The sequence below is a fragment of the Nanhaiella sioensis genome, assembly GCF_046557775.1.
Lineage (GTDB): Bacteria > Bacillota > Bacilli > Bacillales > SM2101 > Nanhaiella > Nanhaiella sioensis.
Genome location: NZ_JBKAEG010000001.1, coordinates 1,315,677 through 1,331,448, shown reverse-complemented (window position 1 = coordinate 1,331,448; position 15,772 = coordinate 1,315,677). Strand labels below are relative to the sequence as shown.

Below are 15,772 nucleotides of genomic sequence, written 5' to 3'. Positions count from 1 at the left end.
GAGAATATTTACAATACCCTACTAATATGGTAAAAAAATAGAATCTAGTAAATATTTAAATATGGAGTGATAATATGACTCAAGAAATAATTAATTTCTTTTCAGTGAATGGATGGGGTATTGGACTGTTTATATTTATTATAGTTCTTACTTATATTATTGACACATTCAATACTACACATTTTGAATATCATTTAAAGTCTAATAGTGAGAAGGTCAAAATGCATGTTGCACCTATATTATTAATAACGTCTTTATTTTCTATAATACTTATAGCATTTGTGGCTTGGGATATAGGTGATGGTTCTGTTAAGACAATACTAAAGAAACTACCAATTAGCCAATTAGTCACTTACATTGTACTATTCACCTTCATACTATTTGTTTATATTGCCTCGGTTTATGCATTATTTATTTTTATAATTAACAAATATGTGATAATAAAGCCCATATTTTATTTGGTCAACTCAGAAGAAAGTGGTGATAGATGGAGGGTAATCAGAGCGGAAAAAGATAAAGTTGTATTAAGAAACAGTGTTGGAACTCAATATAGACTATTATTAAGAAGTTCCATACAGGATAATATTTTTGAAAAAAGATATGTTGCAAGCAGGGTAGCTAGACACAGCAATTGGAATAACTCTTGGAGACATAGAACTTCAAGGTTTGTCGATAGATGTAATTGGATTTTTTTTGTGTTTGCAGTTGTTTGCATAGTTTTAGTGCAATATTCAAAAATATATGTTGTTTTGGGTTTATGCTTAACGATAGTATTTTTAGTTTTAGTAGTTTTAAATATAAATAATAAAGTCTTACAAGAGGTATATAATAATCAAGAATTAATAGATCGGAATGGTGCAAGTAGTTATTCTACCACACAAACAGAAAATGAACTCCGATAGGAAGATAGACATTGCTATATGAAAATTATTCATATAGAATTATTTTCGTTTAAAAAGCACCCCGGAGCTACTTTTTATATTGCAACAACGGAGGTGTCAGCGATAACTAACATTCTAGTAATCGATCGTTCAACCGGCGAAGAAATCACCGCAAACTACGTCGTAACCAATCGTCGTCAAGCTGCGGCATATCGCAGGCGCAAAGAAGCCGAGCAATACGAAATGACTGACGTAGGCAAACGTTGGGTCGCAAGTTATCACGACCCGATTCGAAATATAATAAAAGATTTATCGTTAATTGAGGCGGGAGCAATCGTTAAGTTGCTGCCGTTTTTGCGTTTTAAGGGCGAGGGCAAATTAGCGTTGAAGCAAACTGAGATCCAGCGAATATTTAAGCGAGGCAAGGACGCCACTCGAGATATATTAGATCGGTTACACTCGCTGAGCGTTATTTCGATTCAAAAGGAAGGACGCTCGAACGTGTTTTACATTAGCGCTAACTTTCATACGATTGGCGACGTTCGGGAGGGCGAGCGATTTACGAAGTTGTACCAGGTGAAAACTAGCGAAATAGTTGACGGGCTGGACTTAAGTACGACCGGCTTATTGTATAAGGCACTGCCATTCTTTCATTATTCCGAGTATTATTTATGCGCCAATCCCAACGAAGAGAATCCGGAAGTGATCGAGCATTTAAACCGTGAACAGTTGGCGGAAGCTATCGGGCATGATGCTGATACGGTGACAGAAGCGATCAAGAAGTTACGGAGCAATCGAGCAATACTGACGACTAAAAGCGGTCGGACCATACGCTATTTAATTCACCCCGACTTAATGTTCCGTCAAAAAGTCGAGACAGATTGGACGAAATCAGTGCGTAAAATGTTTGCGCAACATAGAGTTCGATAAAAACATGCGGTGAAAACCCGTCATATTAAAAGTGAGTCAAACCGTTGGGGGAGTAAGGGGGAGTTCGATTTTAGGAGGTTTTCTTCTCTTTATCTTGTTACAAACGTAGAAGTTCATGGGCTCTTTTGAGCCCGCGCCTCATTCCGTTTCACTTCATTCGTCGCTATCCCCTTTATCGCTGGGTATTAAATTATCGGCGAGAAAAGGTATTAATGAACAGTGACGACTTGAGCGAAGCGAAAGGCGGCACAATGGTTTTGACTTTACTAAATCGGTATATAATCGCAAAGTATTGCGGAAAGGAGGGTGTTAGTAATGGCGAAAAGATTACACGAAAGACAACTCGCTGCTATTGCGTTATTAGTAATTCCACAACGAGGCGGACTAACTTACGAACAAATTGCAGAAAAAGTAGGCGTAACTGATCGGACGATAAGAGAATGGCGTAACAATGACGCTTTTAACGAGGAATTAAAGAAGCAAGTTATGCGCAACAGTGTTGAACACTTACCGGATATAATGTGGTCAGTACCGAAACATATTATTGATGACGGTAACGCTGCGATGTTTAGGACGTTCATGCAAAGCCTTGGCTTATTAACGGAAGAAGTAGAGGTCGAATCTAAGGGCGGTAATAAGGGAGTTAGTGTGTCGGATATGAAAGCGAAGATCGAACGGTTTAAGCAATCGGAAGATGATACGTAAGGGAATTTATAATAAGAAGTGATTAGGTTCGGGGATTCCGTTCTTTTCCGAAGAAGGTGAATTACGTCCAATCATGGTTATAAATATCGGCATAAAATACCGTATTAAACTGTGATTATGGAGGTAAAACAATGAGTCAATATAAGAAGGTAACAACGTGTTGCGGGAGTACTATCAAGGAAGGAAAAACGTGTGATTGTCCGTGTCAATTAATTATCGCCCTTTTCAACTTACTTTATCGTGTAGACGCAGGAGTTACGCGGGTGCTTTATAACGGTAGACCGGTCGGGTTACATGGGGCTGTAGATTACGAGGACGGAGGAACAGCAACTGTAAAATTCACTGCAAACGGAATTGAACAAACGATAATAGTTGATTCAGCTAATGATAACGTAATGTATTCATTTGAAAATGTAACGAAAATAGAAGTGACATGTGTTGGGGATACGTGTGTAGGCAGTGTTGGTGTAAACGGAATGACAGAACCATGTAGATAAATCATCTGCACGGCGAACCCGACGCGCGGTACCTCGAACACTTTCGCCTTAAAACGGAAGGTTACCGTATGCACTATTTTAGCGTAATAAAGCACAGGCAACACGCTAGAAAGACCGTCATATCAACGATGTATAAAGTAGTGTATATCTGATAAGTTTACATGCGTTAGGAACGCTGTCATATCAACGCATGTGATCGTATGTTGGTTCCTATAGTTGCTATTATGTAAACTAGAAACGAATGACGTATACAGCGATATGCAGAAATCGGAGTGTGGTCGCAAGGGGAAAACGGCTTACCCCCAAGCGCCACCATCCAAAAGCCCTTATCAGACGGAAAAACAATGCGGATTCAAAAAATCACTTTGCCTTTAACTCGCATACAATGTAAGAAACGAATTTAAGGAGGCCGTACAATGGTACTGGCTTACGTAGTAAATAGAATTGACACAGTGTCGGTGATCGACACGAAAACACACTCGGTCAGTTCTACAATATCTGTTGGAGATCAACTAAATAATATAGCAATCACGCCCAACGGTAAATTAGCTTATGTTCTGAAAGGCGATATTGATTTTATGGGCACTGTATCTGTAATAGATATCAAAACACATTCAGTTATTGCTACAATACCGATAAATAACAATGGTAACGCCCAAAATTCAATCGTTTTTACTCCCGATGGAAAATTAGCATATGTCACGAACCTTGGATCAGGTAACGTATCAGTTATCGACACTAAGACACACTCGGTCATTGCTACTGTTGCTGTTGAAATAGGGGCACGAAGTATTGTTATTTCACCTGACGGGAAACTAGCTTATGTTGCTTTCAGCGGGGGTGAGGGTGGTGTGTCAGTCATTGATACAAAGACTCACAATGTGATTGCTACTGTTCCTGTTGGAGATTTTCCTACGCTTCTAGCTATTGTACCTGGTGAGAAACTAGTCTATGTTTCAAATAGTTCTTCAGGAAATATGTCCGTCATAGATACGAATACTCACTCGGTAGTTGCTACTGTGACTGTTGGGGTGGGACCAGGCGAGATCGTATTTACACCAAATGGGAAAACGGCATATTTAATAAACGGAAACCAAAACGGTGTTGGTTTCGTATCGGTAATCGATGTTAAAACGCATTCTGTAATCGCTACAATTCCGGTTGGTAACGTGAACGACAGACCAAATGATATTGCTATCACACCAGAAGGGAAATTAGTGTATGTAACTACTATATTCGGAGACACAGTGACAGTTATTGATACGAAAACGCAATCAACTATTGCGACAGTTCAAGTAGGAGATACCCCAAGAGGTGTCACGTTCACACCCGACGGAAAACTCGCCTACGTAGTAAATAATGGCGATGCAACCGTATCCGTAATTGACGTAAAAACCCATTCCGTTATCGGAACCGTTACCGTCGGTACTAATCCGGTCGCTATCGCATTTACAGAGAACTAATATAACGCTAATTTATATATTCAATAACCTCGCCATCAACGGCGGGCTTTTTGGCGTGCACTAAAACGGAAAGGAGGACGATTTATTGGCGTGGGAAAATGGCGAATGGATTGGTTACGACGATAGACAGCACAAAATTGAAGAAATAAACGAAATTATTACGTTAATTGACGCTGAATATACCTCAGCCGAAGATATGCCGGTCGAAATTGCGCAAGACTACTTTGAATTAATCGAAAAGCTCGAACGCTATAACAGAATTCATCGCGGCGAACGTGACTTGCTCTACTTTGAGTATGAATATTTCGGGGAGGACTTGAACCCGGAAAACTCCGGTAACTGGATTCCGAGCTACGTTTTCGACTCGGAAAGCAAACCACCGAGCAACGTATTAGGAAACACCCCATCGTTTCACCGTGAAATTTGTGTGCTAATGGACGAAGTATCATACGTCAAGCACAGTTATATAAATAAGGTGAAGGGGTGGCGTTACCTATGAAACCACTAATAATAATTGACGCAGGGCACGGCGGCAAAGACCCCGGCGGTTGTTCGAATCAACACTGGATCGAAAAAGACCTCGAATTAAAAATATCGCTTTATCAATATGACGATTTAAGGCGCTAGGCGTGCCGGTTGATTTGACGTGAGATAGTGACGTGTATTTGTCGCCAAGCGAGCGAACATCGATCGTTAAGTCCAGCGGTGCTAAATACTGTATATCGAATCATATTAACGCAGGCGGAAGGTATATCGAATGGTGAACGGTTAGGAGAGGCGTGTACGAGGGCGCAAGTGGTGACGATGTTGTATCGGGCGTTAGCGAATAATAAATAGGTAAGCGGGGAATACTACGGCAGACAGTCTGTAAAACCCTCCGGAAAAAAGCCCCGTTCGAATGAGCGGGGTTAATTCGGTGTGAATGCGATAGCCCTCGGATCCGTACCGACAGGAACGGTTGCAATTATCGAATGAGTTTTTACGTCAATTACCGATACAGTGCCATCAGCCTGATTTCCAGCGTAAGCTAATTTATTATCGGGTGTAAATTCTAAGAAACTGTTAAATTGGATATTACCTACTCGTATCGTAGCAATTACCGAATGAGTTTTTGTATCAATAGCCGTCACTGTATCGACTATTTCAGAATTAACATAAACGAGTTTCCCATCATTGGTTATTACCACATCAGAGGGATTGCCCCCAATATTTAAAGTAGAGATTACACTATGTGTTTTTACATCTATGACAGTAACGGTACCACTCATTTTATTCGTGACATAAGCAATTTTCCCATCCGGTGAAAATGCTATTCTATGGGCTTGAATTCCTACAGAAATCGTAGCGATAACAGAGTGTGTCTTTACATCAATAACTGAAACTGTAGAAGGGCGATCACTAGTAGAATTAATTACATAAGCTAATTTACCATTAGGAGTAAATTTGAAATTTTGCGCATCTATTATATTTGCATTGTCTACCTGAATAGTAGAAATCATTAAGTGCGTTTTTGTATCGATGACGGAAACAATGTTACCTGCACCGTTCCTCACATAAGCAAGTTTCCCATCAGGGGTAAACGCTACAAAAAATGGAAAATCTATCTGAACGGTAGCAATTACACTATGCGTTTTCACATCGATGACAGAAATAATATCATCACCACTATTCACATAAGCGAATTTTCCGTCAGGTGTGAAGTCTACGAAATTTGGTTGATTTCCAACCTGAACAGTAGCAATCACGCTATGTGTTTTTACATCGATGACAGAAACTGTGTTATCACCGAAACCAAAATTCGCAACATAAGCCAGTACCATCGTACCGACCTCCTTTTATTCGTTTATAACAGTGTATGCGGTGATTTTCGTTAAGAGAATTACAAAACCCCGTTCGAAAAGAGCGGGGTTAATTTGGTGTAAATGCGATGGAAGCCGGTCTAGTTCCTACGTCAACAGTTGCGATTACTGAATGCGTTTTTACGTCAATTACTGATACAGTTCCATTGCTTGAGTTTCCAACGTAAGCAAATTTACCATCTGGTGTAAATTCGACAAAACTGAAAGATTGGCTATTGCCTACTTGAATTGTAGCGATAACTGAGTGGGTTTTTATGTCAATAGCCGTCACTACATCGCCACTAAGAGTATCAACATACGCAAATTTACCATCTGGTGTAATTGCGATGTTGGCTGGTCTGTCGCTCGGATTACCAACCGGAATCGTAGCAATAACCGAGTGAGTTTTTACGTCGATTGCAGATATAGAACCAGTACCGCCTGAATTTGAATTTACAACATAAGCGAGTTTGCCATTAGGTGTAAACTTGACTCCTAATGGTAGATTCCCAACTGGAATCGTAGCGGTAACGGAGTGAGTTTTTGTGTCTATGACTGAACAAGAATCGCCGGTGACATTTGTCACATAAGCTAACTTTCCATCCGGTGAAATCGCAAATCTATTCGGCAGGCTTCCCACTGGAATCGTAGCGATAACTGAGTGAGTTTTCACGTCTATAGCGGAAACACTATTGCTGTTACTTGCTCCGTTTACTACATAGGCAAGTTTTCCGTCTGGTGTGAAGGCCACAGAGTTTGGAGCCGAGCCGACTTGAACGGTAGCAATAATCGAATGAGTTTTGGTATCTATGACTGTTACAAGTCTTTCTGTAAAGCCTTCTATACTTGTGTTTACGACATAAGCAAGTTTTCCATCCGGTGTGAAAGCGACCATTGACGGTCCATTAGCTACATTAATAGTTGCAATAACCGAGTGAGTTTTTGAATCAATTACCGTAACGGAATTATTAATAGGAATTTGATTATTTGTAACATAAGCAAGTTTCCCGTCGGGTGTAATTGCTATGTTGTTTGGACTAGCACCTGGGCTAGTTACAGGAATAGTAGCAATAACGGAATGGGTTTTAGTATTGATAACAGAAACACTTCTACTACTATTATTTACTATATAAGCCAACACCATTTATAACACTGACCTCCTTTGAATTGTCTGTCTGTTTTAATGTAAGCGGTGATTTTCGTTGTGAGTATAGAAAAAGCCCCGTTCGTAATGAGCGGGGCAATGCTAGTTCAGATCAGGCAAAGCGTAAATGCCGAAATTACTTTGCTTGATAAAATGTATGTGCGTAGGCTTGCCGTTGTTAGTAATTTACAGTTGTAAATTTATTCGCGTTAAAAGCGAGACTTCCTCAACGCTCGCATAAAGCTCATCCCACATCGCAACTACCCCCAGTTTATGTCTATTTCTTCGGCGTTTACTTCTTGTAAATGTGCGTTGTAGTATTTCCGAATCTTATATAATTCGTCGGCTGCCTTGTTGCTGGATAGATTAAGAGGTGCTGTAAACCGTAGTAATGAATCGTTATGATAATAATAAAAATCGTAATAATGATTCGGAAACGACTTTTTAATTTTTACCATTCCTTCGTTAACTGTGAACGTTAACTCATCATTTTCACCTAAACAGCGGAGAGTTTCTTTCGCTTCCAACTTCGTAAATATCATTTTTAATTCTTCGTATATGCCGTAGTCACTCACTGGGAGTTAGCCTCCTCTCGTTGTCTTAGCGATTCCTTTACAAACCAAATATACCAATAATCTATCATTTTTTACAGTTTACGACAATAAGTCAACTAAACTCCCTCCCGTAAACCACACTCGCCGTCTTTTTTCCGTGCTCAATCACGTCCTTAATCGCATTCTTCGCCCACTGTTTCGCCAAATCATCCGTACCACCGGCTTTAAAATGGAAGTCCGCGATTAATTATGGATTTATAACGCAAATGATATAAGCGTCATTTAGATAGGGGTCGGCTCCGTTTTTTACAATTCGATAGTTTAGTAAATTATTACGCATATATAATAGGAAGGAACTCGTCATATCTCGTCTCATAATTGCTCTTACAACAAAACGTGTAAATTCCCTTTCGCCTTTTTGCATGTGTACAACCTCCGTTAATTTTATTGATATATTAATTCTGAATATTTCGCTAATAACCTTGTGACGAATCGAACAGCTGAATAACAAACAAATGTTCTGTTATAATATCGTTATGGAGGCGATTAATGATGGCGATAAAAGACCGAGGAATCATAAAATGGGCGCCAGCATTTCAGACGCCCGAACAAGGAAAATTTAAGCGCGAGGCTGAACGGGCGTATTACCACGTTGAAAGACCGACAGTTGACGAATATATGTTAACCGAATGGGAAGAACGAATTTGTTTAGCGATGGAGTATCATTATACCGTTAAGTTCAAGACGTAGCATGACGGTGTTATTTCGACAGTAATTGGAGAAGTACATTTTATCGATGATAAGGCGAGGCAGTACGTTGTTGAAACGAGTACGGGATTTAAGCGAGTTAAATTTAGCGAAGTGGTGGGCGTTGAAGTGGACGTATATGACGAGTGAGATTGCGCCCTTATTGCAGGGCGTATTCTGTATGGATAAAAATGGGCGAAAATAAATCGTAACTTTTTTCGAATAAACTATTGCAAAATTCGACATATCCTGTTAAGATTATATTCGTCCCAGTTAATGAGTCGTACGCAACGGACATTCAACGATTGACTCATCGTAGTCACAACGGACTTTTAAACGGTATTTGACCTTAATGGACTCAAAATCGTGTTCCTTCGGGAGTGTCGGTTCGACCCCGACCACCGGTATTACAACTTCATATGCGGGTGTAGTTTAGTGGTAAAACCTCAGCCTTCCAAGCTGATGTCGTGAGTTCGATTCTCATCACCCGCTCCATACATACTAATCACAACGCAGTGTTTCGTTCAAAGAAAACGAAGCATTGCGTTTTTATTTTACAATAAGTTAGTATGGTGGTATTAGATTTGTTTACTGTGTATGAACTGTTTTTAAACATAAAGGAAATTATATATATAACAATGGGGAAGGAGGTATTATTAATGAATATCCAAGCTTTAAAGGATGAAATAATTAATTATGCACATTCCATAGGAATAGACAAAATTGGTTTTGCAAGCTCCAACGTGTTTTCCCAATTAAAAGAACGATTACAAGAACAACAAATGCTTGGATACCGATCAGGATTTGAAGAGAGTGACATTGAAAAAAGGACGAATCCAAGAATATTATTACCAGAAGCAAATTCAATAATATCCATTGCGCTAGCGTACCCTTCAAAAATGACAAATGCACCTCGAAGTACGAAAGATGAACGTAGAGGAATTTTTTGTAGAGCTTCATGGGGCAAAGATTACCACCATATTTTAAGGGAGCGTTTGTTAAAGCTAGAAAACTTTATTAAAGAAAGGGTACCTAATGTAGAGTGTAAGTCTATGGTAGATACAGGAGAATTATCTGACCGTGCAGTAGCTGAGCGAGCAGGAATTGGCTGGAGTGGGAAGAACTGTGCAGTTATTACACCAGAGTTTGGTTCATTTGTATATCTAGGTGAATTAATAACAAATATTCCATTTGAACCTGATCAACCAATAGAAGAACGTTGTGGATCTTGTAATAAGTGCGTAGAAGCATGTCCGACCGGAGCATTAGTTCAAGGTGGCCAGTTGGATTCATCAAAATGTATTGCCTTCTTAACCCAAACAAAGGGGTTTTTAGCTGATGAGTATCGCATGAAAATTGGTAATCGTCTATATGGATGTGATACATGTCAAATGGTTTGTCCAGAAAATAAAGGAAAGGACTCTCACTTTCATTTAGAAATGGAACCAGACCCAGAAATAGCAAAGCCACTATTAAAGCCCTTATTACAAATAAGTAACAGAGAGTTTAGAGAAAAATTCGGCCATGTATCTGGATCTTGGAGAGGGAAAAAACCAATTCAGAGAAATGCTATCATTGCGCTAGCACATTTTAAGGATGAATCTGCAATTCCGGATTTATTAAAGCTAGTTACTGATGATCCACGTCCTGTAATACGTGGGACTGCAGTATGGGCATTAGGAAAAATTGCAAAACATGATATTTTGTCACAACTTAATAAAACTAAAGAACAAGAGAATGATCCAGATGTTTTAAATGAATACGAAAAATTATTCTGTTCACTTTCATAGTAATACAGTTACTTACTTTTTTGTTATCTGGCTAATAATTTATACTTCACCACATATGGTAGTAATGAAGGCTTATAGGTGGTGATTATTTGAAACAGAGCATTCATTTTTTAGTGAAAGATAGGATTGATTGCTATGTAAATAAAAGTAGCACGAATTTCAATGTTCTTAGTGAAAAAGAACAACAAGCTCTCAAGAGAAAACAAGCTCTTTGTAATAAGCGATCAGTAGAAGTGTTAAAATGTAATGTCAAAGGAAAAGTACTTGGGAAGAAACAAATTGCTGGCAGTACGAGTATTAATTATGTCTTACACTATAGAAGTTTAATGAAACAGGGAGATTTTTTTTACATTGAAGAGATTTGTGAACATAGAATTGCTTCCTTTCTGTTAAATGATCTTATTAATGATTGTGAAGACAATAATTTTGTAAGTATGCAAGAACATGTACCTTTGGATAGGAATCAATCTGAAGCAACTAGGAAGTCGTTTAAGTATGATCGACTTGAAGCTGTTAAATATGCTGAGAATTGGTGGAACAGCTATAATGTAAAATACAAAACATTTGAAGTAGATTGTACAAATTTTGTATCACAATGTTTGCATGCAGGTGGTGCTCCTTTAGTTGGATATCCTAATCGTTCAAATGGGTGGTGGATGGCGGGGAATAGTTGGAGCTATAGTTGGTCTGTAGCACATTCATTAAGGTGGTATTTATCCGGTTCAAATGCAGGTTTACGTGCAGTTGAAGTTGAATCTGCAAAGGCTTTATCACAAGGAGATATTATATGCTACGATTTTGAGGGTGATGGAAAATTCGATCATACGACGATAGTAGTTGCAAAAGACAAAGAAAGTTATCCTTTGGTCAATGCACATACGGAGAATAGTAGAATGAGATACTGGTCATATGAGGACTCTACTGCTTATACCCCTAACATTAAATATAAATTTTTTCATATTGTTGACGACAGCTGATTTAACAAAAATTTGATATAATAATATAGAATTTTATGTTTGAGGTGAGATAATTTTGGGAATACATGTTGTACTATATCAACCAGAAATACCAGCTAATACAGGAAATATTGCTCGCACATGTGCTGCAACTGATACGACATTACATTTAATCCGCCCATTAGGGTTTTCAACTGATGATAAGATGCTTCGTCGGGCAGGACTAGACTATTGGCAATTTGTAAATATTCATTATTACGACTCATTACAAGAAATTTTTGATAAGCATGAGAATGGACACTTTTATTTTATTACAAAATTCGGTAAAAAGGCACATACAGACTTTGACTATAGTGGTCAAGGTACTGATCATTTTTTCGTATTTGGTCGTGAAACGAATGGTTTGCCAGATGACTTAATTAAAAACAACATGGACTATTGTTTACGTTTACCGATGAATGATAATGTGCGTTCTTTAAACTTATCAAATACAGCAGCAATTCTTGTGTATGAAGCATTACGTCAGCAAAAATATCCAGGATTGTCGTAACAAATAAAAAATGACCTTCACAGCTATGTTGTGGAGGTCATTTTTTAATTGGCTACTATTACGAACAAAGACTTTAGTGCGTAAACATATAACATTCGATCGTATCTTTTCTAAAATACCTAGCTGTTCCAGTTAATTGAAAGCAGTAACTAAGTTTACGAAAAGAGCCTTTTAATTAAACTTGAAAAGTATTATAAAATGTTCTTTCAAAAAAATTAATTTTTAGCACCTGGTTTATCGTCGTACCCCGATGTAAATATTGCTGATAAAAAAGCAACCATGACAAGTAAAATTAGAACTAAACGCATTGGTATATCCTCCTTCAGTACTATAAATGTGCCTATAAACTTACGATATTTTTATTATAACTTATCAGACAAGAAGTGTGAATGAAAAGTATGATTAATCAGTCCAATTTATAAAATGCTTTATAGAGGACTTCTTACTGATATATTAGCCTAATTATCGTTAATTAATCATGCTATAGGTTATCCTCGCATACAGTATATTAATCATGGTACATGAAATTTTGAGGAGGTCCTTTATGGATATTTTAAAGAAAATTGAAACGTACAGAGAGGAAGAACAGCGGCTAAAATGGGAAGGTACCTTCGCGGATTATTTAGATATTTTAAAAGAAAAACCATATGTAGCACAATCTGCTCACTCTAGAGTGTACAATATGATTAAAGATGCAGGAATAGAAGATGTAAATGGAAGTAAACATTATAGATTTTTTAGTCATAAACTATTCGGTTTAGAAGAAGCATTGGAGAGACTAGTAGAAGAGTATTTTCATCCTTCAGCAAAACGTCTAGATGTCCGTAAACGTATATTATTATTAATGGGTCCTGTAAGTGGAGGCAAATCAACACTAGTAACCATTTTGAAAAGAGGGCTTGAAGCATATTCACATACTGACCGAGGGGCAATATATGCAATTAAAGGGTGCCCGATGCATGAAGACCCGTTACACCTGATTCCGCATCATCTTAGAGAAGATTTTTTTGATGAATATGGAATTAGAGTCGAAGGGAACTTATCACCCCTTAATATGATGAGATTGGAAGAAGAATACGGTGGGCAAATTGAAAATGTATTAGTGGAACGAATATTCTTTTCTGAAGATAAGCGTACTGGTATTGGAACATTTAGTCCTTCTGATCCGAAATCACAAGATATAGCTGATTTAACTGGAAGTATTGATTTTTCAACAATAGCTGAATTTGGCTCAGAATCAGATCCTCGCGCATATAGGTTTGATGGAGAGTTAAATAAAGCAAACAGAGGAATGATGGAGTTTCAAGAGATGCTGAAGTGTGATGAGAAATTTTTATGGCATTTATTATCTCTTACACAAGAAGGAAACTTCAAGGCTGGTCGCTTTGCACTAATAAGTGCAGATGAATTAATTGTTGCACATACAAACGAAACTGAATATAGGTCATTTATTTCTAATAAGAAAAATGAAGCCTTACATTCTCGTATTATTGTTATGCCTGTACCATACAATTTAAAGGTTTCTGAGGAAGAACATATTTATACAAAAATGATTAGAGAAAGTGATGTTGCTAACGTTCATATTGCACCACATACTTTACGTGTAGCTGCCATGTTTACAATCTTAACAAGGCTTAAGGACCCGAAAAAAAATGATATTGATTTAGTTAAAAAAATGCGGTTGTATGATGGAGAATCAGTGGAAGGCTTTAACCCTATTGACGTGGAAGAATTGAAGAAAGAGTATCCAGATGAAGGAATGAGTGGGATTGATCCGAGGTATGTAATCAATCGAATATCATCAACAATTATTAGAAAAGAAGTGCCAGCTATTAATGCATTGGATGTTCTTAGGTCCTTAAAAGAAGGTTTAGATCAGCATCCATCGATATCAAGCGAAGAACGTGAGAAGTTTTTAAATTATATCTCTATTGCTCGGAAAGAATATGACGAAATAGCCAAAAAAGAAGTACAAAAAGCCTTTGTTTACTCATATGAGGAATCAGCTAAGACGCTGATGGATAATTATTTAGATAATGTTGAAGCATATTGTAATAAAAATAAACTTCGAGACCCATTAACGGGTGAAGAAATGAATCCGGATGAAAAGCTAATGCGTTCAATTGAAGAGCAAATTGGTATTTCAGAAAATGCAAAAAAAGCGTTTAGAGAAGAAATTCTCATTCGAATTTCTGCCTATGCTCGTAAGGGGAAAAGATTTGAGTATAAATCTCATGAACGTTTACGTGAAGCTATACAGAAGAAATTATTTGCAGACTTAAAAGATGTAGTTAAAATAACAACATCAACGAAAACACCAGATGAACTACAATTGAAGAAGATTAACGAAGTTGTTGCAAGGTTAGTTGATGAACATGGCTATAATTCTACATCAGCAAATGAATTACTGCGATATGTTGGCAGCTTGTTAAATAGATAATTGACCAAAATAAAACGTAAAATTCAATTGAATTTTACGTTTTATTATGAATAAAAAATCCATGCGTTTAGGTAGACAATAGTATTCACAAAGAGGAAAAAATGATATGAAGAGAAAAAAATATGAATATCGCATAGTAAGGGGAACTTGAAGGTATGTAAGCCTAAGTGCAGTTTCGTCAGGGAGATGACAAACTGTACTTAGGGTGTATGAAATCAGAAATGTTCTTGACATAAATTTTGACATGTTTTTAGGAAGGTGGCTTACCAATCCATCTTCTTATCTAAATTATAGTAAATAATAAGTTAATATGTACATGTAAAATTGGTGGATGAAAACACAATCATTTCCTTATAAAGTATATTTTCCTAGTACTGCTCCAGAAACATTTTATCTAACCTGGTCATAAATATTAATAGCATAACTGAATTACTACTTGTTTACTTATGATTTTGAATGGATCAATATCACCACTGACTATCATAAATTTACTGGATATTATATATTGAACTTCTTTATAACAAAGTCAAGGTGAAAGCAAGTTTACTAACAAGAGTCCGCTAGAAATTCCTTTCAAACAAAAATAATGAGAAACGTAGTTAACGATTATCTCCATAGTAGAAATGATATGGTTAGACCTTAAGGATGGTTAGATAACCGTTATTTATGAATGATACAAATACATAAATGAAAATGACATAGCAGTATTGTAATAACATCTTAACCTAGCGACCTGGCTGCTTGTTTAAAGCTAGATGTAGTGGGTTAGCGCCCTAATCAATAAATCAGATGAAATTGATTGTATTTAAGGTTATATGATCGAGTTCGTAGTCTGCTTAATAATTGAAGTAATTGTAATGGATTCATTGCTGGATGTTTTGCGGTGGATTTTGCTACTGGATAATCATAAAAAGGTGAGAGGGGGTTTACCCTACCACTCTCTATTTTAAACATGGAATGATCTACTCTATACGTACGAAATAATTATCAAACCTTTTGAAGTTAATAATTGTACACTTGCTTTGATAATTTCTTACCTGTTTGAAGCAGAAACTTGACCCTTTCTAAGCACCAGTCTATTGTTAACTTAGAACTTTTTCCATAGGAGTTTAGGTCTGCAATTATTTTAGAATCTATGATGCAAACAGGAACATAGTCACTTTTATTAACGAGTTCCTTTATTATTGAATGGTTAGAAGTAGCTACATAATGAAATTCTTTTTTGTGTTCTAAAAGCCAATGATCTTGAGTTGTGTCACAAACTAAAATAGCACGTA

The 15,772-nt window shown here is 37.3% G+C and carries 16 protein-coding genes and 1 tRNA gene; 14 read left to right on the top strand and 3 right to left on the bottom strand.

Annotated elements, in window-relative coordinates; genetic code table 11:
• The first annotated feature begins 74 nt into the window (after positions 1–74).
• From V1503_RS06130 to V1503_RS06095, 8 genes are all read left to right on the top strand, one after another.
• A complete protein-coding gene (locus V1503_RS06130; protein WP_410625603.1) occupies positions 75–902 on the top strand; it encodes a hypothetical protein in 828 nt (275 codons plus the stop codon).
• An 18-nt stretch (positions 903–920) separates the two neighbouring features.
• Positions 921–1,811: a hypothetical protein gene (locus tag V1503_RS06125; RefSeq protein ID WP_410625601.1), complete on the top strand. Its 891-nt coding sequence runs from the start codon at positions 921–923 to the stop codon at positions 1,809–1,811.
• A gap of 315 nt (positions 1,812–2,126) precedes the next feature.
• The gene (locus tag V1503_RS06120; RefSeq protein WP_410625599.1) at positions 2,127–2,516 is read left to right on the top strand and encodes a phBC6A51 family helix-turn-helix protein; all 390 of its coding nucleotides are present in this window, start codon (positions 2,127–2,129) and stop codon (positions 2,514–2,516) included.
• 131 nt (positions 2,517–2,647) lie between these two features.
• A complete protein-coding gene (locus tag V1503_RS06115) occupies positions 2,648–3,013 on the top strand; it encodes a hypothetical protein (RefSeq protein ID WP_410625597.1) in 366 nt (121 codons plus the stop codon).
• Positions 3,014–3,429: 416 nt separating this feature from the next.
• Positions 3,430–4,476 carry a beta-propeller fold lactonase family protein gene (locus V1503_RS06110; protein ID WP_214484315.1) on the top strand — a complete coding sequence of 349 codons (1,047 nt, stop codon included), beginning with the start codon at positions 3,430–3,432 and terminating at the stop codon, positions 4,474–4,476.
• An 85-nt stretch (positions 4,477–4,561) separates the two neighbouring features.
• Positions 4,562–4,975, top strand: a complete 414-nt coding sequence (locus V1503_RS06105) for a hypothetical protein (RefSeq protein WP_410625595.1) — start codon at positions 4,562–4,564, stop codon at positions 4,973–4,975.
• Positions 4,972–5,103, top strand: coding sequence for an N-acetylmuramoyl-L-alanine amidase (locus tag V1503_RS06100; RefSeq protein WP_410625593.1), 132 nt, complete (start codon positions 4,972–4,974; stop codon positions 5,101–5,103). The genes V1503_RS06105 and V1503_RS06100 overlap by 4 nt, the downstream gene beginning before the upstream one ends.
• Before the next feature lie 27 nt (positions 5,104–5,130).
• Positions 5,131–5,313 (top strand): hypothetical protein, encoded by a 183-nt coding sequence (locus tag V1503_RS06095; protein WP_410625591.1) that lies wholly within the window; start codon positions 5,131–5,133, stop codon positions 5,311–5,313.
• A gap of 71 nt (positions 5,314–5,384) precedes the next feature.
• Here V1503_RS06095 and V1503_RS06090 read toward each other — a convergent pair whose 3' ends face one another.
• From V1503_RS06090 to V1503_RS06080, 3 genes are all read right to left on the bottom strand, one after another.
• A complete protein-coding gene (locus V1503_RS06090) occupies positions 5,385–6,296 on the bottom strand; it encodes a cytochrome D1 domain-containing protein (protein WP_410625589.1) in 912 nt (303 codons plus the stop codon).
• A gap of 88 nt (positions 6,297–6,384) precedes the next feature.
• The gene (locus V1503_RS06085) at positions 6,385–7,458 is read right to left on the bottom strand and encodes a beta-propeller fold lactonase family protein (protein ID WP_410625587.1); all 1,074 of its coding nucleotides are present in this window, start codon (positions 7,456–7,458) and stop codon (positions 6,385–6,387) included.
• 260 nt (positions 7,459–7,718) lie between these two features.
• On the bottom strand, positions 7,719–8,033 hold the full coding sequence (locus V1503_RS06080) for a hypothetical protein (protein WP_410625585.1): 315 nt from the start codon (positions 8,031–8,033) through the stop codon (positions 7,719–7,721).
• Between the two features lie 528 nt (positions 8,034–8,561).
• Here V1503_RS06080 and V1503_RS06075 point away from each other — a divergent pair.
• The 6 genes from V1503_RS06075 to V1503_RS06050 all read left to right on the top strand — a co-directional run bounded on the left by V1503_RS06075 (position 8,562) and on the right by V1503_RS06050 (position 14,495).
• A complete protein-coding gene (locus V1503_RS06075) occupies positions 8,562–8,762 on the top strand; it encodes a YolD-like family protein (protein ID WP_410625583.1) in 201 nt (66 codons plus the stop codon).
• Between the two features lie 418 nt (positions 8,763–9,180).
• Positions 9,181–9,254 (top strand) — tRNA-Gly (locus V1503_RS06070).
• A gap of 164 nt (positions 9,255–9,418) precedes the next feature.
• Positions 9,419–10,549 (top strand): tRNA epoxyqueuosine(34) reductase QueG, encoded by a 1,131-nt coding sequence (gene queG / locus V1503_RS06065; protein ID WP_410625581.1) that lies wholly within the window; start codon positions 9,419–9,421, stop codon positions 10,547–10,549.
• A gap of 89 nt (positions 10,550–10,638) precedes the next feature.
• A complete protein-coding gene (locus V1503_RS06060; protein ID WP_410625579.1) occupies positions 10,639–11,526 on the top strand; it encodes an amidase domain-containing protein in 888 nt (295 codons plus the stop codon).
• A 55-nt stretch (positions 11,527–11,581) separates the two neighbouring features.
• On the top strand, positions 11,582–12,055 hold the full coding sequence (trmL, locus tag V1503_RS06055; RefSeq protein ID WP_496113360.1) for a tRNA (uridine(34)/cytosine(34)/5-carboxymethylaminomethyluridine(34)-2'-O)-methyltransferase TrmL: 474 nt from the start codon (positions 11,582–11,584) through the stop codon (positions 12,053–12,055).
• A gap of 544 nt (positions 12,056–12,599) precedes the next feature.
• Positions 12,600–14,495, top strand: coding sequence for a PrkA family serine protein kinase (locus V1503_RS06050; RefSeq protein ID WP_320258845.1), 1,896 nt, complete (start codon positions 12,600–12,602; stop codon positions 14,493–14,495).
• Positions 14,496–15,772 lie beyond the last annotated feature (1,277 nt).